The organism is Pseudomonas putida (assembly GCF_025905425.1).
Classification (GTDB): Bacteria; Pseudomonadota; Gammaproteobacteria; order Pseudomonadales; family Pseudomonadaceae; genus Aquipseudomonas; species Aquipseudomonas putida_AF.
This window is the reverse complement of sequence record NZ_CP109603.1, coordinates 4,438,535-4,461,231: the sequence shown is the minus strand read 5'-3', so window position 1 is coordinate 4,461,231 and position 22,697 is coordinate 4,438,535. Positions and strand designations below refer to the sequence as shown.

Genomic DNA, 22,697 nt, shown 5'->3' with positions numbered 1-22,697 from the left:
TGCCTACGCTGATACTCCCAATCCGCTGATGCAAGGAGCTCCACCATGGCCTTCCAATACAAGCGTCTGGACAAGGACAACGCTGCAGTGCTGCTGGTCGATCACCAGGCCGGCCTGCTTTCGCTGGTACGCGACATCGACCCGGATCGCTTCAAGAACAACGTCCTGGCCCTGGCAGACCTGGCCAAGTACTTCAAGCTACCGACCATCCTCACCACCAGCTTCGAAACCGGCCCCAATGGCCCGCTGGTCCCCGAGCTCAAGGCGCAATTCCCCGATGCCCCCTACATTGCGCGCCCCGGCAACATCAACGCCTGGGACAACGAAGATTTCGTCAAAGCCGTCAAAGCCACGGGCAAGAAGCAACTGCTGATTGCCGGCGTGGTGACCGAAGTCTGCGTGGCGTTCCCGGCACTTTCGGCGCTGGAGGAGGGCTTCGAGGTCTTCGTCGTCACTGATGCTTCTGGCACCTTCAACGAACTGACCCGTGATTCGGCCTGGCGGCGCATGGAGGCTGCCGGGGCGCAACTGATGACCTGGTTCGGCGTGGCCTGCGAGCTGCACCGGGACTGGCGTAACGACGTCGAAGGGCTGGGGACGCTGTTCTCCAATCACATTCCCGACTACCGCAACCTGATGACCAGCTACGACAAACTGGCCAAGTAGCGCACTTCCCCACACGCCGGGCGATTCTGTGTAGGAGCGGCCTTGCCGGGGCGCTCCTACACACTCACACAGACCGAGCAAACCACGCACCAGCAAGGGACAGTGCGGGCGTAATAAGCGAAGCGGCAAACCGCCATGGATCGACCATACTGAATCTTCATTCGCCAGCAGGAGCGCGCCATGTCGAAGTCAGCCAAGAACAAGGACCCCCAGGCACAGCCCGAAAAACTGGGCGGCAAGGCCTACGAGAAGGCGCTCAAGCAACTTCACGTCGAGTTGGTAAAGCTGCAGGAATGGGTCGTGGCCAAAGGCCTGAAGGTGTGCATCGTCTTTGAAGGCCGCGATGGCGCGGGCAAGGGCGGGACCATCAAGGCCCTTACCGAGCGGGTCAGCCCTCGGGTGTTCCGTGTGGTGGCGCTGCCTGCGCCGACCGAGCGGGAAAAGACCCAGATGTACGTGCAACGCTACCTGGGCCATCTGCCCGCCGCGGGTGAAGTGGTGATCTTCGACCGCAGTTGGTACAACCGCGCCGGCGTCGAGCGCGTCATGGGCTTTTGCAGCGATGAACAGGCCAACAAGTTCCTCACCGTGGTGCCGCTGTTCGAGAAGATGATGGTCGAGTCGGGGATCATCCTCATCAAGTACTGGCTGGAGGTCAGTGCCGAAGAGCAGACCCGACGCCTGCAGGACCGCATAAACGACGGCCGCAAGCTGTGGAAGCTGTCACCGATGGACTTGAAGTCGTACACCCGCTGGGACGACTACACCAAAGCCCGCGATGACATGTTCGCCGCGTCGGATTCCTCTTGGGCACCGTGGTTCATGGCGCACTCCAACGACAAGCGGCGCGCGCGGCTGAACATCATCAGCCACCTGCTCGGCCGCATCCCCTACAAGGACATCACCCGCGACCAGGTCGTGAAGTTGCCCAAGCGCGGCAAGGTCGGCAAGTACAAGGCAGTGAACTACCCGTTCAAGGTTGTCGAAGCGCGTTACTGACCCCCTCCCTGCGGGGAGCCTACAGGGTGTAGACCTATGCCACATGACGGCAGCTTGCTTCAGGCAACGGTGGTGTTCCTGCTGGCCGTGGTACTGCTGGTGCCACTGGCGCAACGCTTGAAACTGGGCGCCGTGCCGGGGTATCTGCTGGCCGGCATCCTGATCGGCCCCTCGGTGCTCGGTTTGCTGGGTAACCCGGACAACGTCGCACGCCTGTCAGAGATGGGCGTGGTGATGCTGCTGTTCGTGATCGGCCTGGAGCTTTCGCCACGCCGGCTGTGGACCATGCGCCGCGCGCTGTTCGGCATTGGCTCGTTGCAGGTCGGGCTGACCGCCACAGTGCTTGGCCTGCTCGCGTACTGGCTGTTCGGCCAGTCGAAGGCGGCGGCCATCGTGCTGGGGCTGGGGCTGGCCCTGTCGTCCACGGCGTTCGGTTTGCAGGTGCTGGCGGAGCGCAAGGACCTGGGCAAGCCGCACGGGCGCCTGGCCGTGGCGATTCTGTTGTTCCAGGACATTGCCGCCATCCCCCTGATTGCCGTGGTGCCCTTGCTTGGCGGTGATGTCAGCCGCGCCGATGAGGGCACGTGGCCGCTGGTGGGCGTGGCGGTCGGCATTGGCGTGATCATTGTTGGCGGCCGCTACCTGATGACCCCGGTATTCAAATGGACGGTCGGCTCCGGGTTGCCGGAGCTGTCTACCGCTACCGCCTTGCTGGTGGTGCTGGGTACCGCCTGGGTGATGGAGCATGTCGGCGTCTCGATGGCCCTCGGCGCGTTCCTTGCCGGTGTGTTGATGGCCGAGTCACCGTTTCGCCACGAGCTTGAGACCCAGATCGAGCCGCTTAAAGGGCTGCTGCTTGGGCTGTTCTTCGTCGGTGTGGGCATGAGCGCCGACTTGCGCTTGTTGTTCGGCATGCCCTTGGCGGTGCTGGGGCTCACGCTGTTGCTGGTGGGCGTCAAGCTGCCGCTGTTGGTTGCCTTGGGCCGCACGGCCGGCGGGCTGAATCGCCCCCAGGCGCTGTGCCTGGGGGTGGTACTGGCGTCTGGCGGTGAGTTTGCTTTCGTGGTGTTCAAACTGGCGCTTGAGCACCAGGTGCTTGAGCAGCAGGTTCACGACTTGCTGGTGCTGGCCATCACCCTGTCGATGGCGGTGGTGCCGCTGGTGATGATGGGCCTCTCACGGCAGTTGCGCGACGCCGACGCCACCCGTCCCGCGCCTGAAACCGACCACTGACTCGCGCCTGACGGCGTACCGACTGTTCGGAGGTGAAGCATGCAGCCGAGTTTCAAGCTGGACAGCGCCCTGTCGCAGGGCTTGCTTGATGTCTTGATCAAGGCAGGCTTGGTGGCTGCCCTGGTAATCTTCTCCTTTCAGGTGTTCCAGCCCTTCCTGGAACTGATGCTATGGGCGGTGATCCTGGCGGTCACGCTGTACCCGCTGCACTGCCGTATCACGCGGCGCTGGGGGCTCAAGGACGGCTATGCGGCGACACTGGTGGTGTTGCTGGTGCTGGTGGTGTTGCTGGTGCCGATCTACCTGGTGGTGGTGTCGATCACCGAGTCGGTGGACGGCATGCTGACACTGCTCAAGAGCGGCGCCTGGAGCGTGCCGACACCCCCCGAGTCGGTGGCTTCCTGGCCGTTGCTCGGGCCGCGTCTGTATGCCTTATGGCTGGCGGCTTCCGAGAGCCTCAGCGAGGTGCTAAACAGCATGATGCCGCAGCTCAAGGACACCGGGCGTGTGCTGTTGGGGGCAGCGGCCAGTGCCGGGGGCGCGTTTCTGATGTTCATCGCGGCGATCATCATCTCGGGGGTAATCATGGCCTTCGGCGCGCGTGGCGAGCTGGCGGCGCAGCGCATTGCCATGCGGGTATCCGGCGAGCAGCGCGGCAGGTCGATTGCAAAACTATGTACCGCCACCATTCGCGCCGTCGCCCAGGGCGTGATCGGCATTGCCTTCATCCAGATGCTGTTGATTGGCGTAGGTTTTGTCATCAAGGGCGTGCCGGCGGCGGGGATGCTGGCGATTGCCATCCTCATGCTGGGTATCGCCCAGGCGCCAGCCACGCTGATCACGCTGCCGGTCATCGCCTACGTGTTCCATGCCGAGGGCTTCACCGTGGCGACCATCGTGTTTGCCGTCTACACCTTCGTCGCCGGCCTTGCCGACAACGTGCTCAAGCCGCTGCTGCTGGGGCGCGGTGTGGATGTGCCGATGCCTGTGGTGCTGATCGGTGCGTTGGGCGGCATGGTGGTCAAAGGCATTATCGGCCTGTTTATCGGCCCGGTGATTCTGGGTGTGACCTACGTGCTGTTCTGGCAATGGGTCGCGCTGCAGGTACCCGAAAACCCTGTCGAACCGTCGGCCTGAGCCGGGGCCTGGCATGCCTGCACCTACCTGGCGTCGCGCCTTGGGCCTGGTTGCCTTGCTGTCAGGCTGCACCCAGGTCGGGCCAGACTTTCACCCCCAACAAACGGCCTGGCTGGACCCGTGGAGCACACCCCTGCTGGAGCAGGCCGGGCGGCGCGATGCAACGGTGGACTTTCGCCAGTGGTGGGCGGTGTTCGCCGACCCGACACTGGATGCGCTGATCGCCGAAGCCGACGCCCACAACAGCAACCTGCGCGTGGCCGGCCTGCGCATCGCCGAGGCACGTGCGCAGCTGGCCATCGTGCAGACTGGGCGCTATCCGCAGTTGCAGCAGGTGCGGGCGCAAAGCCTCTATCTCAAGCAAGACCAATCCGGCACCGACACTGCCCGCGACTCGGTGTTCTGGCAATCCAGCGCTGGCTTCGACATCGCCTGGGAAATCGACTTCTGGGGGCGTTTCAGCCGCGCCATCGAGTCTGCCGATGCGCTTTATTTCGCCTCCCAGGCCAACTACGCCGATGCCCTGTTGCTATTGCGTGCGCAGGTCGCCGACACCTACTTTGCATTGCGTACCGCCGAGGCGCGCCTGGCCATTGCCGAGGAAAACGCCAAGCGCCAGGCGCGCAGCCTGGAGATCACCGAGCGGCTGTTCCGCCATGGCGAGCATGACGAACTCGATTGGCAGCAGGCCCGTACGCAATACCTGGCGACTCAGGCGACCATCCCCGAGTTCGAGAACCAGCTCAACGCTCTGCGCAACGTGCTCTGCTCGCTGCTCGGGCGGCCCCCCGGCCCACTGCCGGAGCTGCAGTCGCATTACGGGCAGTTGCCACTGCCGGACCGCGCATTGTTGCAGGACGTGCCTGCCCGCCTGCTGCAACGTCGCCCAGACATCCGCGCCGCAGAGCAGGCCGTGGCGGCGCAATCGGCACTGGTCGGGGTGGCCGAAGCCGATCTTTATCCACAGCTGAGCCTGTTGGGCAGCCTCGGCTGGACGTTCGTCTCGGCCAGTCACCTGCCCAACACGTTCGACCTGGCTGCCGGGCCCAGCCTGATCTGGAACCCGTTCGACTACGGCCGGCGCAAGAACGCCGTACGCGTCGAGGATGCGCGTTTGCAGCAACTGATCGAGCTGTATCAGCAAAGTGTGCGCGAAGCCGCCCGCGAGGCCGACGACGCCGCCAGCGGCTTGGTGCGCTCGCTGCAGAGCGCGAGTATTCGCGACCAAGCCTCGCAAGCCGCGCAGCGCTCGTTGAGCCTGGCCATGTCGCAATACCGCGAAGGTTTCGCCGACTTTCAGCGGGTGCTCGACGCGCAACAGTTACTGCTACAACAACAGGACGGCTACTTGGTCAGCCGCGGTAATGCCGTCAGTAGCCTGGTGACCTTGTACAAGGCCCTGGGCGGCGGTTGGGACCCAAGCCGTGCACCGATCGACCCGGCCACGCGTCGACAGATGCAGCTACGCACCGATTGGGGCGACTTGCTGGATGAACCTGCCCCCAGCGCACAGCAACCCGGTGAGCAAAAATGACCGACACCCCGCAAACACCCCCCGCGCAAGCGCCCGACCGTGGCTTGCGCTGGGTATTGCTGCTGATTGCCGTGAGCCTGTTCTGGTACCTGCTGGCCGACCGCTTCACGCCCTATACCCAACAGGCCCGCCTGCAAGCCTACGTGGTGCCGGTGAGCGCCGAAGTGGCCGGCCAGGTCAAGCGCGTGGCCGTGGGCAACAACCAAGAGGTGCGCAAGGGCGAGGTGCTGTTCGAGCTGGACCAGGAGCAGTACCGCATTGCCCTGGCCCGCGCCGAGGCCGACTTCGATACGGTGGGCAGGCAGATCGGTGCCCATACCGCCGGCATCGATTCGGCCCAGGCGGCATTGCTGGCGGCCCAGGCCAACGAGCGCAAGGCCAGGCAGGACGCCGGGCGGCTCAAGCGGCTGATCGAGGAAGACCCCGGCACGGTTTCACAGCGCCGCCTGGAAGGCGCGCAGGCCACGCGCGATCAGGCCATTAGCCAGGTCGCGGCAGCGCGTGCCGAAGTGGTGCGGGCACGCGAGCAGCAGGGTGGGGCACAAGCGGACAATGCCCAGCTGCGCAGCGCCGCGGCGAATGTGCAAAAGGCCCGCCTGGACCTGGCGCGAACGGTGGTGCGCGCCGATGCCAACGGGTTGATCACCGACCTGCGCACTGACGTTGGCCACTATGTGGGCGCCGGCAGCCCGATGATGACCTTGATCGCGATCCATGACGTGTGGATCAGCGCTGACCTGACCGAGAACAACCTCGGCCGCCTGCGCCCCGGTACACCGGTGCTGGTGGTGCTCGATGCGTTGCCTGGGGCTGTGCTGAAAGGGCGCATACGCAGCATCGGTTATGGCGTCAGCGTGGGCCAGAGCAACCCGCCGGGTACGCTGCCGAGTGTCCAGAACAGCCGTGAGTGGCTGCGTTCGGCCCAACGCTTTCCGGTGATCATTGAACTTGAGCGTGACCAGTTGCAGGACAAGGCGGGGTTGCGGGTGGGTGGCCAGGCCGAGGTCATGGCGCTGCCCAGCGAGGGCAACCCGTTGAACGTGCTGGGCCGTGCGTTCATGTGGTTGATGAGCTGGCTCTCGTATGCCTATTGAACTGCGGCGCCAGCGCGCACTACGCCTGGCCTGGGGCGTGGCGCTGTGCCTGGCGGTCAGCTTCGGCATTGGCCTGCCTGTGCCGATTTTGGCACCGGTGTTCGCGGTCCTGCTGTTGGCCATGCGCAGCCAGCCGCTGCCGTTGCGCGCGGCACCGGCGCTGGCGGTGCTGGTGCTGCTGAGTTGTGGCAGTGGCCTGTTGCTGATTCCCTTACTGCGCCATGCACCGGTGAGCGGGGTACTGCTGGTTGGCGTGGGTGTGTTTCTGGTGCTGCGTTATGCCCTGAAAGGCGGCAACGGCCTGTTGGCCAACTTGTTGGTGATCGGCCTGACCATGATCGCCGCAGCGGGCACCAGCGATTTCACCCTGGCGCTGTCGGTGGTCGAGGCCTTGTCCAAAGGCATGCTCCTGGCAACCTTGGGCACGGCGCTGGCGCATGTGATGTTCCCGGAACCTGCCGATGCCCCCGCGCAGCCAGCACCGCCGCCGCTCGCCGCCGAGCGTGCCAGCTGGGTTGCGCTGCGCGCCACACTCATCGTCATGCCCGCGTTTTTGCTGGCGCTGATTGCACCCGACGCGTTCATGCCGCTGATCATGAAGTCGGTGAGCCTCGGTCAGCAGGCAAGCGAGACCCATGCCCGTAATGCCAGCCGAGAGCTGATTGGTTCGACCTTGCTGGCCGGGTTGCTGGCGATCCTGCTGTGGAGCGCACTGAGCCTGTTCGTGCACCTGTGGATGTTTTTTTTGTGGGTGTTGCTGTTCACGCTTTGGCAGGCCCGGCGGCTCTACCGTGCTGTGGCGACGCGGCACAGCCCGGCCTACTGGGTCAGTTGCCTGACGACCATGCTGATACTGCTGGGGCAGTCTGTGCAGGACAGCGCGGCGGGGCAGGATGTTTACCGCGCGTTCGCGGTGCGCATGGCGCTGTTTCTGGCGGTATCGGTGTATGCCAGTGCCCTGCTGATCTGGATCGACCGGCGCAGGGCACAGCAGTGGGTGCATTAGGGTTGCCAGTCGACCCCAGTGTCCTCCAGGTAGGCATCCACCGCAGCGCCGACGGTGGGGTGAAACGCCTTTTCCCCCATGTGCTGGAACAATTCAAAGCGCTTCATCTTGTCTTTTACCGGGTCTTTCATTTCGGCGAACTGCAACTCCACACCGCGCGCCTCCAGCGCCCGGTCCAGCTCGGCGAGCATGTCCGCAGAGGTAATGTCGATGCTGGTCACAGGCTCCGCGGCAATTATCAACCGCTGCACCGCGGTAGGGGACTGATCCACGGCGGCCAGCACGGTGCTCTGAAACTGTTCGGCATTGGCAAAGAACAGCGGCGCATCCCAGCGCAGCAGCACCAGCCCGGGAATGCGCCGGGCATGCGGGTAGCGCTGCACATCATGGTAGCCACGGGTGCCATCCACCCGGCCAAGGACCGCAAAGTGCGGCCTCCAGCCATCCCACAGAAACTCGACCACTGAAATCGCCACGGCAATGCAGATACCGGGAATGGCACCAAACACCGCCACGCCGACGAAGCAGGTGAACGACAACCAGAACTCCCACTGCTGCATGTGGAAGATGCGCTTGAGGTCGGCGAACTCGAACAGGCCCAGTGCGGCGGCGATCACCACGGCGGCGAGTGCACTGTTGGGCAGGTAATGCATCAGGTTGGGCGCCACCAGCAGCAGTACGGTCACGGCCAGCGCACCGATGATGCCGGTGAGCTGGGTCTTGGCTCCGGCGGCTTCGGCGACAGGTGTACGTGACGAACTGCTGCTGATCGGGATGCCCTGGAACAGCCCACTGGCAAGGTTCGCCACACCCAGGCCAAACATCTCCTGGTTGGGGTTGACCGGCGTCTTCAGGCGGGCCGCGTAGGAGCGTGACAGCACGCTGGTGTCGGCGAACGACACCAGCGCCACCGCGATGCCGCCGAGCAGTACTTCCACCAGGTCGATATCGCTCAACCAGGGGAAGACCAGGTCCGGCAGCCCTTGGGGCAGTTGGCCAAGGACTTTGACGCCCATTTGGTCGAGGTCGAGCAGGCTCACCGCCAGTGTCGCCAGCACCACGGCGATCAAAATGCCCGGCAAGCGTTTGAAGGGTTTGAGCAGCAGGATCAGCGCCAGGCTACCGGCGCCGATGATGAAACTGGGCCAGTGGCCCTGGCCTGCGAGCAGGGCCTGGGTCAGGTTCCAGACGTCACGCAATGGGCCTTGGCTGTCGACGGACAACCCGAACAGTTTGGGCAATTGGCTGATCAGCACGGTCAGGGCGATGCCGTTCATGTAGCCGTAGCGGATCGGCTTGGACAGCAATTCGGTGATGAAGCCCAGGCGCAATAACCCGGCGACCATGCAGAACACGCCAGCGACCAGGGCCATCATGCTGGCGATGGTGATGGCGCGTTGCGGGTCGCTGGCGGCGTATTGCACGACCACCGCCAGAATAGGCGCGGCCAGTGCCGAATCTGGGCCGAGCACCAGGATGCGGCTGGGGCCGAACAGGGCATAGGCCAGCAGCGGAATGATGGTGGCGTAGAGGCCGTAGATGCCGGGTACGCCCGAGGCTTCTGCGTAGGCGATGCCCACGGGCACCAGCATGCTGGTGAGTACCAGCCCGGCAGCGATGTCCCTGGGCAGCCAGGCACGCTGATAGTGCAGCAGGGTGACCACGCCAGGTAGCCAGCGTTGCCAGTCGAAGCGTGGGGGAGGGGGTGTTTCGGGCATGGTGCAGGCTCCAGGGGGGCGGGCGTATTTACCGCTTGAGGTCCCGTTGGAGACAGCTTAGTTGGTGTCTGCGGGCGCGGGCCCTGTGGGAGCGGGTTTACCCGCGAACACCGGCGAAGCCGGTGCCATAAACCGCGTTGCATGCTTCGCGGGCAAGCCCGCTCCCACAGAGTCCGTAACTCTGCATGTCTAGTCCTGAAATAGGTTTACACCTGTTCAGGTAGGCCGACAGGCCTCAAAACGCCCGATGCACTGCATCGGGCGTTTTATTTTTCAGGGCCATATGGGGCCGTTCTGTGTTGTAGATCTGCACTGCCTCGTCAACCATCTGCCTCGCCTGCTCAAGATCTTCAGGGCTGCTCAACAGCAGCTCCATCTTGAGGATTCCGTTGATTCGCTCGGCCAGCGCGTTCTGGTAGCAGTCATACCCATCAGTCATGGAGCACTGAACATCGTGCCGTTGGTGCAGTGACTGGTACAGCGCCGAGCAATATTGGATGCCTCGATCCGAATGGTGGACTAATGGCTGGCGACGACGTCGCTTTCGTAATGCCTGCTTGAAGGCTTGCGCCACTGACTCGGCATGCAGGCTTTCATGGACGTGGTGGCCAACAATTTTCCTGGAGTACGCATCCGTTACCAGGCTCAGGTATAACGGGCCGTTACGTGCGGGCAGGTAAGTAATATCGGCAACCCAGACGTGCTCCGGTCTTGTCGGAACGACTTGGCTTGGGCCCGACTTGAGTAAGTTGGGATGGCAGTAGAAGCGATGAAAGCTTTGTGTTGTCTTGTGGTAAGCCCGCTTAGGCAGCACTAGCAGACGGCGCTCTCCCAAGACCTGGAACAGCCTATCTCGGCCGACTTGGAATCGTTTGTCCGGTTGGCAATGCAGCAGATAGTGCAGCTTGCGTGTACCCAGACGAGGCTGGCGCATCCGGACTTGCTGAACAAACTCAACCACCCGATCAGCCTGGCGCTCTTTGCCATCAGCAGCTCGGTTGCGCTTGTAGTAAGCCTGTCGACTGATGCCTAGAAACTGACAAGCCCTGGCAATGCTCAGTCCTGCGACTTGACCTTGCGAGAGGACTTGCCGGATCGCTTTTTTACGACCGAGACACCATAGTCATTTTTCAGAACATCAACGACCGTTTCAAAAAACTGGGCCTTCTGGCTCATCAGCTCAAGCTGTTGCTCAAGCTCTTTGATCCGCTGCTCTGGAGTAAGCGTTTTGGGGTCAGACATCGCGCAGCTCCTCTCGTCGCGGATCGAGGCCCCCTGGCTCCAATCCTGCCGACCGTGCTTACGCAACCATACCAGAACCGTCGACCGACCCTGGATGCCATACCGCACCTGGGCCTGCTTGTAGGTCAGTTCGCCTTTTTCAATCTGATCAACCACCGCCAATTTAAAAGACAGTGAGTAATCCCGCTGTGTGCGCTTTACACCTTGCTCCATCTGACTCTCCGGAAATTCGGGATGGGAGGTGTAAACCTTATTCAGGACGGGACAGCAGAAACACAAAAGCCCCCGTTCGGAGGCTTTTGTCGGCAGGCAAACGCTGAACGTCAGACGTTGAAGCGGAAGTGCATCACGTCACCGTCTTTGACGATGTAGTCTTTGCCTTCCAGACGCCATTTACCGGCTTCCTTGGCGCCGCTTTCACCCTTGAACTGGATGAAGTCGTCATACGCCACCACTTCGGCGCGGATGAAGCCTTTTTCGAAGTCGGTGTGGATCACGCCGGCTGCCTGTGGCGCAGTGGCGCCAACGCGGACGGTCCAGGCGCGGACTTCCTGCACGCCGGCAGTGAAGTAGGTCTGCAGGTTCAGCAGCTCGTAACCGGCGCGGATCACGCGGTTCAGGCCAGGCTCTTCCAGGCCCAGGGCCTCAAGGAACATGTCCTTCTCTTCACCGTCGTCGAGTTCGGCGATTTCGGCTTCGATCTTGTTGCACACCGGCACCACGACCGCGCCTTCTTCTTCGGCGATGGCACGGACCACGTCCAGGTGCGGGTTGTTGTCGAAACCGTCTTCAGCGACGTTGGCGATGTACATCACCGGCTTGCTGGTCAGCAGGTGGAAGCCACGGATGACGGCCTTTTCGTCGTCAGCCATGTGCTTCATCAGGCTGCGCGCCGGCTTGCCTTCGGTGAAGTGCGGGATCAGCTTTTCCAGAATGGCCTTTTGCGCCAGGGCTTCCTTGTCGCCGCCCTTGGCGTTGCGGGCAACCTTCTGCAGTTGCTTCTCGCAGCTGTCGAGGTCGGCGAAGATCAGCTCGAGGTCGATGATCTCGATGTCACGCTTAGGGTCGACGCTGTTGGAAACGTGGATCACGTTCTCGTCTTCGAAGCAGCGCACCACGTGAGCGATGGCGTCGGTCTCGCGGATGTTGGCGAGGAACTTGTTGCCCAGGCCTTCGCCTTTCGAGGCGCCCGCCACCAGGCCTGCGATGTCGACGAATTCCATGGTGGTCGGCAGGATGCGGTTAGGCTTGACGATTTCCGCCAGTGCAGCCAGACGCGCGTCGGGCATCGGCACGATGCCGCTGTTCGGCTCGATGGTGCAGAAAGGGAAGTTCTCCGCCGCGATGCCAGACTTGGTCAGGGCGTTGAACAGGGTGGACTTGCCGACGTTGGGCAGGCCGACGATGCCGCAATTGAAACCCATGGGTATTCCCTCTCTAGGAAATCAGGCCTTCTGGCTGTGCAGCTCGCGCATCGCCTTGGCGAAATCGCCAGCGAGGACATCTGGCAGCACGCCGAGGGCAAAATCGATGCTGGCATCGAGCTTCTCCTGCTCGGCGCGCGGCGCGCGGCCCAGGACGAAGTTGGAGACCAGTTTGGCGTCACCCGGGTGGCCGATGCCAAGCCGCAGGCGGTGGAAGTCGTTCTGGTTGCCGAGCTGCGCGATGATGTCGCGCAGGCCGTTGTGCCCACCATGGCCGCCGCCGCGTTTAAGCTTGGCGACGCCTGGAGGCAGGTCGAGTTCGTCATGTGCCACCAAAATCGCTTCCGGCTTGATGCGGAAGAAATTGGCCAAGGCCGCCACGGACTGGCCGCTACGGTTCATGTAGGTGGTGGGGATGAGCAGACGAACGTCGTTGCCCTGATGGCTGAATTTAGCCGTCAGGCCGAAATACTTGCGGTCAGCGGTCAAGGAGACGCGCTGGGCGCTGGCAATGCGTTCAACGAAAAGAGCCCCTGCGTTATGCCGGGTCTGTTCGTATTCGGGGCCGGGGTTACCCAGGCCAACGATCAACTGGATGGCGGTCACGTCAGGGGCTCTTCCTTGGAGTTGGTGGGTTACAGGGCGCGGGGCACTGTAACCCGATCAACACCGGCGTGCGAGTGGATTACTCGGCAGCGCCTTCAGCTTCTGGAGCAACGCGTGGCGCGTGAACGTTGGCAACAGCTTTGTCATCACCGTGGGCCAGAGCGACGAACTCTACGCCTTTCGGAGCTTTCAGGTCCGACAGGTGGATGATGCTGCCGACTTCGGCGTTGGCCAGGTCAACTTCGATGAACTCAGGCAGGTCTTTGGCTTCGCAAGACACTTCGATCTCGGAAACAACGTGCGAGATCTCGCCGCCTTTCTTGATCGGGGCTTCTTCGCCGATGAAGTGAACCGGAACCTTGGCGGTCAGCTTCTGGCCAGCAACGACGCGAACGAAGTCAGCGTGCATGATGAATTGCTTGGCAGGGTGACGCTGCATGGCTTTGACGATGACGTTTTGCTTGACGCCGTCAACGTTCAGCTCGATCACGTGGCTGTAGGCAGCTTCGTTTTCGAACAGCTTGGCGATTTCTTTCGACACGATGGTCAGGGATTGAGCTTCTTTATCGCCACCGTAGACAACGGCAGGGATGCTCAGCGAGTGACGCAGGCGGCGGCTCGCACCTTTCCCCAGGTCAGTACGCGCTTGGGCGTTCAGGATGAAATCAGTCATTTTGCTTCTCCAAAATAGCCATCTCCCGCAGGCGTTTGCGACCAGCGCCAAACGGGGTGGGCAAAAAAGCCCCGCCCCAACACATGCTGGGGCGGGGCGCTTCACATCAATACGTATTCCGCTTAGCGGAACATCGCACTGATCGATTCTTCATTGCTGATGCGGCGTACCGCTTCAGCGACAACCGGTGCGATATCCAACTGGCGGATACGGTCACAGGCTTGAGCAGCGGCGGACAGCGGAACGGTGTTGGTCACCACCAGCTCGTCCAGTACCGACTTCTCGATGTTCTCGATCGCGCGGCCCGACAGGACAGGGTGCGTGCAGTAGGCGTAAACCTTGGCAGCGCCGTGTTCTTTCAGGGCTTTGGCCGCGTGGCACAGGGTGCCGGCGGTGTCGACCATGTCGTCTACCAGGATGCAAGTGCGCCCTTCGACGTCGCCGATGATGTGCATAACCTCGGAGTGGTTAGCCTTCTCGCGGCGTTTATCGATGATACCCAGATCGACGCCCAGGGACTTGGCGACGGCACGTGCGCGCACGACACCACCGATGTCCGGGGAAACGATCATCAGGTTCTCGAAACGCTGGTCTTCGATATCGTCGACCAGTACGGGCGAGCCGTAGATGTTGTCGACAGGAATATCGAAGAAACCCTGGATCTGGTCAGCGTGCAGGTCGACGGTGAGTACACGGTCGATACCTACGACAGTGAGCATGTCAGCGACGACTTTGGCGCTGATGGCTACACGTGCCGAACGCGGACGGCGGTCCTGGCGGGCGTATCCGAAGTAGGGAATCACGGCGGTGATTCGGGATGCTGAGGAGCGGCGGAAGGCGTCGGCCATCACTACCAGTTCCATCAGGTTATCGTTGGTCGGGGCACAGGTCGGCTGAATAATGAAAACGTCTTTACCGCGAACATTTTCATTGATCTCAGTGCTGATCTCGCCGTCGGAGAATTTACCGACAGAGACGTCACCGAGAGGGATATGCAGCTGACGTACGACACGCCGAGCCAGATCGGGGTTAGCGTTCCCCGTAAAGACCATCATCTTGGACACGCGCAGTACCTGAAGGCTGAGGGTATACCTGGATGAGTATAAGGAAAATGGCAGGGGCGGCTGGATTCGAACCAACGCATGGCAGGATCAAAACCTGCTGCCTTACCGCTTGGCGACGCCCCTGTATCTGTTGCTGCGAGCGCTAGGCACTCGACTTCTTGACCAGACTTTGCAGCTTGCGATGCAACATCGAAACATTGCTTCCTTTCGCCACAAACCCTGTTTGGGTCGCTGAAAGAAGGGCCAGAACTTTATCAGCTTCGGCTTTGTTTGGGAAGGCCCCAAACACACAACTTCCAGTTCCGGTTAGCCGAGCTTCAGTGAATTTACCCAGAGAATTCAATGCGTTTCGAACTTCTGGATAACTCTGCTCAACCACCCGTTGGCAGTCATTTCGACTGTTTCCCTCGGGAACGGGGCGCATCTTAAGGGGGAGGGAATCACGTGTCAACTGCGGATGTGAAAAAATTTCTACAGTACTGACAGACACTTGCGGCACCAGCACGACATACCAGGGTTCGTCAGGGTCGACCGGGGTCAGTTGCTCGCCGACACCCTGGGCAAATGCCGCGTGGCCGCGAACGAATACCGGCACGTCCGCGCCCAGGCTCAGGCCCAGGCTGGCCAGGCGATCCTCATCCCAGTCCAGTTGCCACAAATGCGCCAGCGCCAGTAGCGTGGTCGCGGCATCCGAGCTGCCGCCGCCGATACCACCGCCCATGGGCAAGACCTTGGTCAGCCAGATGTCGGCGCCAAGGCCCGTGCCGGAGTGTTCCTGTAATTGGCGTGCGGCGCGCACGATCAGGTTGCTGTCGTGGGGCACGGCCTCGATTTCGGTATGCAGGCGGATCACGCCGTCTTCACGCAGGGCGAAGCTCAGCTCGTCACCGTGGTCGAGGAACTGGAACACCGTCTCCAGCTCGTGGTAACCATCCGGGCGGCGGCCGATGATGTGCAGCCACAGGTTGAGCTTGGCTGGGGCGGGCAGGGTAAGGGTGCTCATAAATCAGTGCCCCAGCTGGCGTGGCTGCCAGTCCTTGACCACCAAGGTGACGTCGATGTCCTTGCCGTGCAGTTTCAGGCGCTCGGGCAACCAGTAGCCGTTCTGCTCGGTATAACTCAGGTACTGCACCTGCCAGCCATCCTGCCGCAGGCTGGCCAAGCGGCTGTCGCCGTCCAGGGTCAGCTGGCTCTTGCTGTCGGGTGCGGGCAGGCCGCGTACCCACCAGACCAGGTGCGAAACCGGCAGTTGCCAGCCCAGCTGTTCTTCCAGCAGCGCCTCGGGGCTGCTGGCTTCATAGCGGCCCTGGTTGGCCACTTCCAGCACCACGCCACCGGGGCGGCCGGTCAGGCGGGCAGCGCCACGGCCCAGCGGGCCTGCCAGGCGGATGTCGTAATAGTCCTGGCGCTGCAGCCAGAACAGCGTGCCGCTGCCGGAATCGCGCGGGGCGCGGATGCCGACCTTGCCGTTGATCTGCCAGCCATCAAGGGTGCTCAACTGCGCTTTGTGCTGGCGCCACTGTTGCGGGTTGCCTTGGCCCTGCAGGGCTTCGCGGCTACCAAAGCCGGCACAGCCCGCGAGCAGGGCGATCAGGGTGAAGGTGATGCAATGGCGCAGGAACATGGCGTTAAAGAGTCTCTGATCCGGTCAGGCGCAGTACGGTCTTGCGCAGGATGGGGCTGTCGGGCTGGGCTTCGAAGGCCTTGGCCCAGACCTGGCGGGCTTCGCGGCGCTTGCCGTTGGCCCACAGGACTTCGCCCAGGTGAGCGGCCACTTCATGGTCGGGGAAGCGTTCGAGTGCCTGGCGCAGGTAGCCTTCGGCTTCGTCCAGGTTGCCCAGGCGGTAGGCGACCCAGCCCAGGCTGTCGAGCACCGCCGGATCGTCCGGGGTGAGCTGGTGGGCCTTGTCGATCAGCGCCTTGGCTTCGGTGTAGCGGGTGGTGCGGTCGGCCAGTGTGTAACCCAGGGCGTTGAGGGCCATGGCGTTTTCCGGCTCGCGGGCGATGATGGCGCGCAGGTCTTTTTCCATCTGCGGCAGGTCATCACGTTTTTCGGCCAGCATGGCGCGGGTGTACAGCAGGTTGAGGTCGTCCGGGTAGCGTTGGATCGCCTGCTGCAGCACCTGGTTGGCCTGGGCGTCCTTGTTGTTGTTGCTGTAGCTTTCCGATTCGATCAGGTACAGCTGAATGGCGATGTCCGGCTGCGCCTCGCGGGCTTCGGCGAGCAAGCGCGAAGCCTCGGTGCCGCGGCCGTTGGCAATCAGGATGTCGGCCTGGCGCAGTTGCGCCGGCAGGTAGTCGGGGCCCGGGCCGACCAGGGCGTATTCGCGCAAGGCGCCTTCGGGGTCGTGGCGCTCCTCGCGGATGCGGGCCAGGTTCAGGTGGGCGGCGTCGACGTTGCTGTCACGCTCGATCAGCTCCTGCAGGTAGCCTTCGGCTTCGTCCCAGTCTTTGTTTTCCAGGCAGACCAGGGCCAGGGAGTAGCGCAGCTCGTCATCCTCGGGGTACTGCTGGACCAGGCTGATGAACTCGCCCTTGGCATCGGCGATGCGGTCCTGCTCGACCAGGGTGCGGGCGTAGGTCAGGCGCAGGCGTTTGTCATCCGGGTTGTCACGGATTGCGCCACGCAACAGGGGCAGGGCCTCTTTGCCGCGGTCGAGGGCTTGCAGCAGGCGGGCACGTAGCAGGATCGGGGCAATCTCGCCGTTTTGCGGCGGATGCGCCTCGAGCAGTTCGAGCGCTTCTTCGGTCTTGCCGTCCTGGTTGAGCAGCAGCGCCTTGCCAAACACCAGCTGGCTGTTGTCCGGGTACTTGACCAGCAGGCGTTCGAAGCTCTGCAGCAAGCCATCGCGGGTGCTTTGGTCGGTCTCGGCGGCCGACAGGGCAAGGAAGTCGAAATGGGTATCGCCTTGGCCCTGCAGGACTTTCTCCATGTAGACCATGGCATCGTCGTAGCGGCCGGCGCGGGCCAGCTGGATGGCGCTGGCGCGTTGGGCGTCGAGGTTGTCCGGGTCGTTGCGGGCCCAGATCAGTGCGTTTTCCAGGGCGGGCTCGTCGGCGCCGAGGTATTCGGCGATGCGGTAGGCGCGTTCGGAAACCCCAGGGTCCTGGGTTTTCTCGGCCTGGTCGGTGTAGTTGGCCAGGGCGATGTCGAAGCGGTTGCGCTGGCCGGCCAGCTCCGCCACCAGCAGGCTGTAAAGGGTGTCTTGCTTGAACGATCCGTACACCACGGGTTTTTCGGCTTCGCCCGCGCCGGCCTCGGCAACGGGAGGCTCGGCCTTTTGCGGGGCCAGGCTCTGGCAACCCTGAAGCAGGGCGAAGGCAAGCAGCAGTGCGTAGGGTCTGTTCATAGAAGGGCTTAAAAGGACTCACCGGCGGTCGGGGCATGATGACACAAGCGCGGTGGCAAACCCACCTGCGAAGCATTTGGTTAACTGCGACCATGGCAGGGGCGGGCAGGTTCCGACGCTCCTGCACGACAATAGCGAACGGTGGTTGTTCTGGAACCTGCGAAAGAGGACAATTATCGGCTTCTCGTCACAACCAGCGACCTTGCATGGCCTTTCTTGCACTTGGTATCAACCATAAGACTGCCTCGGTAGACGTACGCGAGCGCGTGGCGTTTACCCCAGAGCAGCTGGTGGACGCCCTGCAGCAGCTCTGCCGACTGACCGCCAGCCGTGAGGCGGCGATCCTGTCGACCTGCAACCGTAGCGAGCTTTATATAGAGCAGGACCACCTGTCTGCCGAGGCCGTACTGCTTTGGCTGGCCGATTATCACCGCCTGAGCCTGGATGAGCTGCGCGCCAGCGCCTACATCCATGAAGAGCACGATGCGGTGCGGCACATGATGCGCGTGGCCTCGGGCCTCGATTCGCTGGTGCTCGGCGAGCCGCAGATTCTCGGCCAGATGAAGTCCGCCTACGCCGTGGCGCGTGAGGCCGGCACGGTCGGCCCGCTGCTCGGGCGTCTGTTCCAGGCTACCTTCAGTGCTGCCAAACAGGTGCGCACCGACACCGCGATCGGTGAAAACCCGGTGTCGGTGGCGTTTGCTGCGGTGAGCCTGGCGCGGCAGATCTTCAGTGACCTGGGCCGCAGCCAGGCCCTGCTGATCGGTGCCGGCGAGACCATTACCCTGGTCGCCCGTCACCTCCACGAGCAAGGCGTGCGCCGTATCGTGGTGGCCAACCGCACCCTGGAACGCGCCAGCATTCTGGCCGAGCAGTTCGGTGCGCATGCCGTGCTGCTGGCCGACATCCCGCAGGAGCTGGCCAACAGCGACATCGTCATCAGTTCCACCGCCAGCCAGTTGCCGATCCTTGGCAAGGGCGCGGTCGAGAGTGCGCTGAAACAGCGCCGGCACAAGCCGATCTTCATGGTCGACATCGCCGTCCCGCGTGACATCGAACCGGAAGTCGGCGAGCTCGACGACGTCTACTTGTATACCGTCGATGACCTGCACGATGTGGTCGCGGAAAACCTCAAGAGCCGCCAGGGCGCCGCCCAGGCGGCCGAAGAGCTGGTGTCGGTGGGTGCCGAAGATTTCATGGTGCGCCTGCGCGAGCTGGCCGCGGTGGACGTGCTCAAGGCTTACCGCCAGCAGAGCGAGCGCCTGCGCGATGAAGAGCTGCAAAAAGCCCAGCGCCTGCTGGCCAACGGCGGTAACCCCGAGGATGTGCTGGCCCAACTGGCCCGGGGCCTGACCAACAAACTCCTGCACGCGCCAAGCGTGCAGCTGAAAAAGCTCTCGGCCGAGGGCCGCCTCGATGCGCTGGCCATGGCCCAGGAACTCTTTGCCCTCAACGAGGGCTCGACGGACAAATCCTTGCAATGAAAGCGTCGCTGCTGAACAAACTGGATATTATCCAGGACCGCTTCGAAGAACTGACCGCACTGCTCGGTGACGCTGAGGTCATTTCCGACCAGACGCGTTTCCGTGCCTATTCCCGCGAATACGCCGAAGTCGAACCGGTCTACGTTGCCTACAAAGAGTGGCGCAAAGTCCAGGGCGACCTTGAAGGAGCCCAGGCGCTGCTCAAGGACAGCGACCCGGACCTGCGCGAAATGGCCGTGGAGGAAGTGCGCGAAGCCAAGGAGCAACTGCAGGTGCTGGAGTCGCAGCTGCAACGCATGCTGCTGCCTAAAGACCCCAACGACGGGCGCAACGTGTTCCTCGAAATCCGCGCTGGCACGGGTGGCGACGAGGCAGCGATCTTCTCGGGCGACCTGTTCCGCATGTATTCACGTTACGCCGAAAAACGCGGCTGGCGCCTGGAGATTCTCTCCGAGAACGAAGGCGAACACGGCGGCTACAAGGAAATCATTGCCCGCGTCGAAGGCGAAAGCGTCTACGGCAAACTCAAGTTCGAGTCGGGTGCGCACCGCGTACAGCGGGTACCTGAGACCGAGTCCCAGGGGCGCATCCACACGTCCGCGTGCACTGTGGCTGTGTTGCCCGAGCCGGATGAGCAGGCGGTGATCGAGATCAACCCGGCCGACCTGCGCGTGGACACCTACCGCGCCTCCGGCGCCGGCGGTCAGCACATCAACAAGACCGACTCGGCGGTCCGCATCACCCACTTGCCCACCGGTATGGTGGTCGAGTGCCAGGAAGAACGCTCGCAGCACAAAAACCGTGCCCGTGCCATGTCCTGGCTGTCGGCCAAGCTCAACGACATGCAGACCAGCGCCGCACAGAACGCGATTGCCAGCGAGCGCAAGCTGCTGGTGGGTTCCGGTGACCGCTCCGAGCGAATCCGCACCTACAATTATCCACAGGGCCGGGTCACCGATCACCGCATCAACCTGACCCTGTATTCGCTGGACGACATCCTCGCCGGTGGCGTAGACGCCGTGATCGAACCGCTGTTGGCCGAGTACCAGGCCGATCAATTGGCCGCCCTGGGGGACTGATGACCATCATCGCCAGCTTGCTGCGCAATGCGCAGTTGCCCGAATCGCCCACCGAGCGGCTGGATGCCGAACTGTTGTTGGCCGCGGCCATCGGCAAATCGCGCAGCTACCTGCACACCTGGCCCGAGCGCATCGTCAGCAGCGAAGCTGCCGAAACCTATGCCGGTTATCTGCAACGCCGCCGCAGTGGCGAGCCGGTCGCCTATATCCTAGGGCAGCAGGGGTTCTGGAAGATCGACCTGGAAGTGGCGCCGCACACGCTGATCCCGCGTCCAGACACCGAGCTGTTGGTCGAAACCGCCCTTGAGCTTCAGCCTGCGACACCGGCCAAGGTGCTCGACCTGGGCACCGGTACCGGCGCCATCGCCCTGGCCCTGGCCGGCGATCGCCCGGCCTGGCAGGTGACGGCGGTGGACCGGGTGGAGGAGGCTGTTGCATTGGCCGAGCGCAACCGCCAGCGCCTGGGCCTGGGTAATGTCCAGGTGCGCGTCAGCCATTGGTTCGACAGCCTCGGCGATGAGCGTTTCGACCTGATTGTCAGCAACCCGCCCTACATTGCCGCCGCAGACCCGCACCTGGTCGCGGGCGACGTGCGCTTCGAACCCAGCAGCGCGCTGGTGGCGGGTGCCGATGGCCTGGACGACCTGCGTGTGATCATCGCCCAGGCGCCGCAGCACCTGCAGCCCGGTGGCTGGTTGTTATTGGAACATGGCTACGATCAGGCAGCGGCGGTACGCGCCCTGCTGGCTGACCAAGGCTTTGACGAGGTTGCCAGCCGCAAGGACCTGGGCAGCCATGAACGCATCACCCTGGGGCGCCTGCCATGCTGAGTGATCAGGAACTGTTGCGCTACAGCCGGCAGGTGCTGCTGGCTCAGATCGATATCGACGGCCAGCTGCGGCTCAAGCAGAGCAAGGCACTGATCGTCGGCCTCGGTGGGTTGGGCTCGCCTGTGGCGCTGTACCTTGCCGCGGCGGGTGTGGGTGAGCTGCACCTGGCTGACTTCGACACCGTCGACCTGACCAATTTGCAGCGCCAGGTGATCCACGACAGCGCCAGCGTCGGCATGAGCAAGGTGGACTCGGCGCTACAGCGCCTGGAGGCGATCAACCCTGAGATCAGCCTGGTCGCTCACCGCCAGGCGCTGGACGAGGATTCGCTGGCCGCCGCAGTGGCTGCAGTCGACCTGGTACTCGACTGCTCCGACAATTTTTCCACGCGCGAGGCGGTCAACGCCGCCTGTGTCGCTGCCGGCAAGCCGTTGGTCAGTGGGGCGGCGATCCGTCTCGAAGGCCAGCTTTCGGTGTTCGACCCGCGACGTGACTACAGCCCTTGCTACCACTGCCTGTATGGCCATGGCAGCGAGGATGAACTGACCTGCAGCGAAGCCGGCGTCATCGGCCCGCTGGTGGGGCTGGTAGGCAGCCTGCAGGCGCTGGAAGCCATGAAGCTGCTGGCCGGGTTCGGCGAGCCACTGGTGGGCCGCCTGCTGCTGATCGATGCCCTCGGCACGCGCATACGTGAGCTGCGGGTCAAGCGCGACCCGGCCTGCGCGGTCTGCGGCAAGCGCGATGGCTGAGCGTTCGGCGCCAATTGGCGTGATGGACTCGGGGGTCGGCGGTTTGTCGGTGCTTGCCGAGATCCAGCGCCTGCTGCCCAATGAATCACTGCTGTATGTGGCCGATTGCGGGCATATACCTTACGGTGAAAAGTCGGCGGATTACATCCGCCAGCGCTGCCGGCGTATTGCCGAGTTCTTCCAGCAGCAAGGGGCCAAGGCCTTTGTCCTGGCCTGTAATACCGCTACCGTGGCGGCCGTTGCCGACCTGCGCGAACTGTACCCGCACTGGCCGCTGGTGGGTATGGAGCCTGCGGTCAAGCCCGCTGCCGAAGCTACCCGCTCCGGTGTGGTCGGGGTGCTGGCCACTACCGGCACCTTGCAAAGTGCCAAGTTCGCGGCGTTGCTCGACCGCTTCGCCAGCGATGTGCGCGTGGTCACCCAGCCTTGCCCAGGGCTGGTCGAGCGGATCGAAAGCGGCGACCTGGGCAGCCCTGCATTGCGCCAGTTGTTGCTTGGCTACGTGCAGCCGCTGTTGGCGGCTGGCTGCGATACGCTGATTCTCGGCTGCACCCATTACCCCTTCCTGCGCCCACTGCTGGCCGACATGGTGCCGGCAGACGTGGCCATCATCGATACCGGCGCCGCCGTGGCACGCCAACTTCAGCGGCTGCTGAGCGCGAGCGATTTGCTGGCCGAGGGGCCGGCACTGGATACCCGCTTCTGGACCAGCGCTGACCCGCAATCCCTAAGAGAAATCCTACCGTTGCTGTGGCATAAGTCCGACAGTGTGCAAAGCTTTACGTTGTGAAAAAAACGTGAAAAGCAAC

General features: G+C 63.1%; 21 protein-coding genes and 1 tRNA gene. 12 read left to right on the top strand and 10 right to left on the bottom strand.

The features are described from left to right. The first annotated feature begins 45 nt into the window (after positions 1-45). From ycaC to OGV19_RS20005, 7 genes are all read left to right on the top strand, one after another. Positions 46-666, top strand: a complete 621-nt coding sequence (gene ycaC, locus OGV19_RS20035) for an isochorismate family cysteine hydrolase YcaC (protein WP_264310332.1) — start codon at positions 46-48, stop codon at positions 664-666. Between the two features lie 180 nt (positions 667-846). Further along, entirely contained in the window at positions 847-1,665 is an 819-nt protein-coding gene (gene ppk2 / locus OGV19_RS20030; RefSeq protein WP_264310331.1) for a polyphosphate kinase 2, read from the top strand. A gap of 36 nt (positions 1,666-1,701) precedes the next feature. Continuing rightward, entirely contained in the window at positions 1,702-2,898 is a 1,197-nt protein-coding gene (locus OGV19_RS20025) for a monovalent cation:proton antiporter-2 (CPA2) family protein (protein ID WP_264310330.1), read from the top strand. A gap of 39 nt (positions 2,899-2,937) precedes the next feature. Beyond that, a complete protein-coding gene (locus OGV19_RS20020) occupies positions 2,938-4,035 on the top strand; it encodes an AI-2E family transporter (protein ID WP_264310329.1) in 1,098 nt (365 codons plus the stop codon). Positions 4,036-4,048: 13 nt separating this feature from the next. Further along, the gene (locus OGV19_RS20015) at positions 4,049-5,569 is read left to right on the top strand and encodes an efflux transporter outer membrane subunit (RefSeq protein WP_264310328.1); all 1,521 of its coding nucleotides are present in this window, start codon (positions 4,049-4,051) and stop codon (positions 5,567-5,569) included. Beyond that, positions 5,566-6,663: an HlyD family secretion protein gene (locus tag OGV19_RS20010; RefSeq protein WP_264310327.1), complete on the top strand. Its 1,098-nt coding sequence runs from the start codon at positions 5,566-5,568 to the stop codon at positions 6,661-6,663. The genes OGV19_RS20015 and OGV19_RS20010 overlap by 4 nt, the downstream gene beginning before the upstream one ends. Continuing rightward, positions 6,653-7,669: a DUF2955 domain-containing protein gene (locus tag OGV19_RS20005; protein WP_264310326.1), complete on the top strand. Its 1,017-nt coding sequence runs from the start codon at positions 6,653-6,655 to the stop codon at positions 7,667-7,669. The genes OGV19_RS20010 and OGV19_RS20005 overlap by 11 nt, the downstream gene beginning before the upstream one ends. Here OGV19_RS20005 and OGV19_RS20000 read toward each other — a convergent pair. From OGV19_RS20000 to OGV19_RS19955, 10 genes are all read right to left on the bottom strand, one after another. Next, on the bottom strand, positions 7,666-9,387 hold the full coding sequence (locus OGV19_RS20000; RefSeq protein WP_264310325.1) for a SulP family inorganic anion transporter: 1,722 nt from the start codon (positions 9,385-9,387) through the stop codon (positions 7,666-7,668). The two genes, OGV19_RS20005 and OGV19_RS20000, sit on opposite strands and share 4 nt — an antisense overlap. A gap of 235 nt (positions 9,388-9,622) precedes the next feature. Further along, positions 9,623-10,842 (bottom strand): IS3 family transposase gene (locus OGV19_RS19995; RefSeq protein WP_264309780.1). Its coding sequence is split into 2 segments (ribosomal slippage): positions 9,623-10,494 and positions 10,494-10,842, totalling 1,221 coding nucleotides; the frame shifts between segments, so codons are not numbered across the junction. A 110-nt stretch (positions 10,843-10,952) separates the two neighbouring features. Next, on the bottom strand, positions 10,953-12,053 hold the full coding sequence (ychF, locus tag OGV19_RS19990; RefSeq protein ID WP_027594480.1) for a redox-regulated ATPase YchF: 1,101 nt from the start codon (positions 12,051-12,053) through the stop codon (positions 10,953-10,955). Between the two features lie 21 nt (positions 12,054-12,074). Then, the gene (gene pth, locus OGV19_RS19985; protein WP_008099045.1) at positions 12,075-12,659 is read right to left on the bottom strand and encodes an aminoacyl-tRNA hydrolase; all 585 of its coding nucleotides are present in this window, start codon (positions 12,657-12,659) and stop codon (positions 12,075-12,077) included. A 79-nt stretch (positions 12,660-12,738) separates the two neighbouring features. Continuing rightward, positions 12,739-13,332 carry a 50S ribosomal protein L25/general stress protein Ctc gene (locus OGV19_RS19980; protein ID WP_264310324.1) on the bottom strand — a complete coding sequence of 198 codons (594 nt, stop codon included), beginning with the start codon at positions 13,330-13,332 and terminating at the stop codon, positions 12,739-12,741. 122 nt (positions 13,333-13,454) lie between these two features. After that, positions 13,455-14,396 (bottom strand): ribose-phosphate pyrophosphokinase, encoded by a 942-nt coding sequence (locus OGV19_RS19975; protein WP_003247410.1) that lies wholly within the window; start codon positions 14,394-14,396, stop codon positions 13,455-13,457. Between the two features lie 48 nt (positions 14,397-14,444). Next, positions 14,445-14,519 (bottom strand) — tRNA-Gln (locus tag OGV19_RS19970). Between the two features lie 19 nt (positions 14,520-14,538). Beyond that, positions 14,539-15,399: a 4-(cytidine 5'-diphospho)-2-C-methyl-D-erythritol kinase gene (gene ispE / locus OGV19_RS19965; protein WP_264310323.1), complete on the bottom strand. Its 861-nt coding sequence runs from the start codon at positions 15,397-15,399 to the stop codon at positions 14,539-14,541. 3 nt (positions 15,400-15,402) lie between these two features. Further along, positions 15,403-16,020 (bottom strand): lipoprotein insertase outer membrane protein LolB, encoded by a 618-nt coding sequence (gene lolB, locus OGV19_RS19960; RefSeq protein WP_264310322.1) that lies wholly within the window; start codon positions 16,018-16,020, stop codon positions 15,403-15,405. Positions 16,021-16,024: 4 nt separating this feature from the next. Further along, positions 16,025-17,746: a tetratricopeptide repeat protein gene (locus tag OGV19_RS19955; protein WP_264310321.1), complete on the bottom strand. Its 1,722-nt coding sequence runs from the start codon at positions 17,744-17,746 to the stop codon at positions 16,025-16,027. A gap of 206 nt (positions 17,747-17,952) precedes the next feature. On the opposite strand from OGV19_RS19955, the gene hemA reads away from it, so the two are divergent. The 5 genes from hemA to murI are packed head-to-tail and all read left to right on the top strand — an operon-like array spanning position 17,953 to position 22,678. After that, entirely contained in the window at positions 17,953-19,230 is a 1,278-nt protein-coding gene (gene hemA / locus OGV19_RS19950) for a glutamyl-tRNA reductase (protein WP_264310320.1), read from the top strand. Then, on the top strand, positions 19,227-20,309 hold the full coding sequence (gene prfA, locus OGV19_RS19945) for a peptide chain release factor 1 (protein ID WP_264310319.1): 1,083 nt from the start codon (positions 19,227-19,229) through the stop codon (positions 20,307-20,309). Before hemA ends, prfA begins: the two co-directional genes overlap by 4 nt. Further along, complete coding sequence (gene prmC / locus OGV19_RS19940) at positions 20,309-21,139, top strand: peptide chain release factor N(5)-glutamine methyltransferase (RefSeq protein WP_264310318.1); 831 nt, start codon at positions 20,309-20,311, stop codon at positions 21,137-21,139. The genes prfA and prmC overlap by 1 nt, the downstream gene beginning before the upstream one ends. Beyond that, positions 21,133-21,888 carry a molybdopterin-synthase adenylyltransferase MoeB gene (locus OGV19_RS19935; protein ID WP_264310317.1) on the top strand — a complete coding sequence of 252 codons (756 nt, stop codon included), beginning with the start codon at positions 21,133-21,135 and terminating at the stop codon, positions 21,886-21,888. The genes prmC and OGV19_RS19935 overlap by 7 nt, the downstream gene beginning before the upstream one ends. Beyond that, on the top strand, positions 21,881-22,678 hold the full coding sequence (gene murI, locus OGV19_RS19930; protein WP_264310316.1) for a glutamate racemase: 798 nt from the start codon (positions 21,881-21,883) through the stop codon (positions 22,676-22,678). Before OGV19_RS19935 ends, murI begins: the two co-directional genes overlap by 8 nt. The last annotated feature ends 19 nt before the right edge of the window (positions 22,679-22,697 follow it).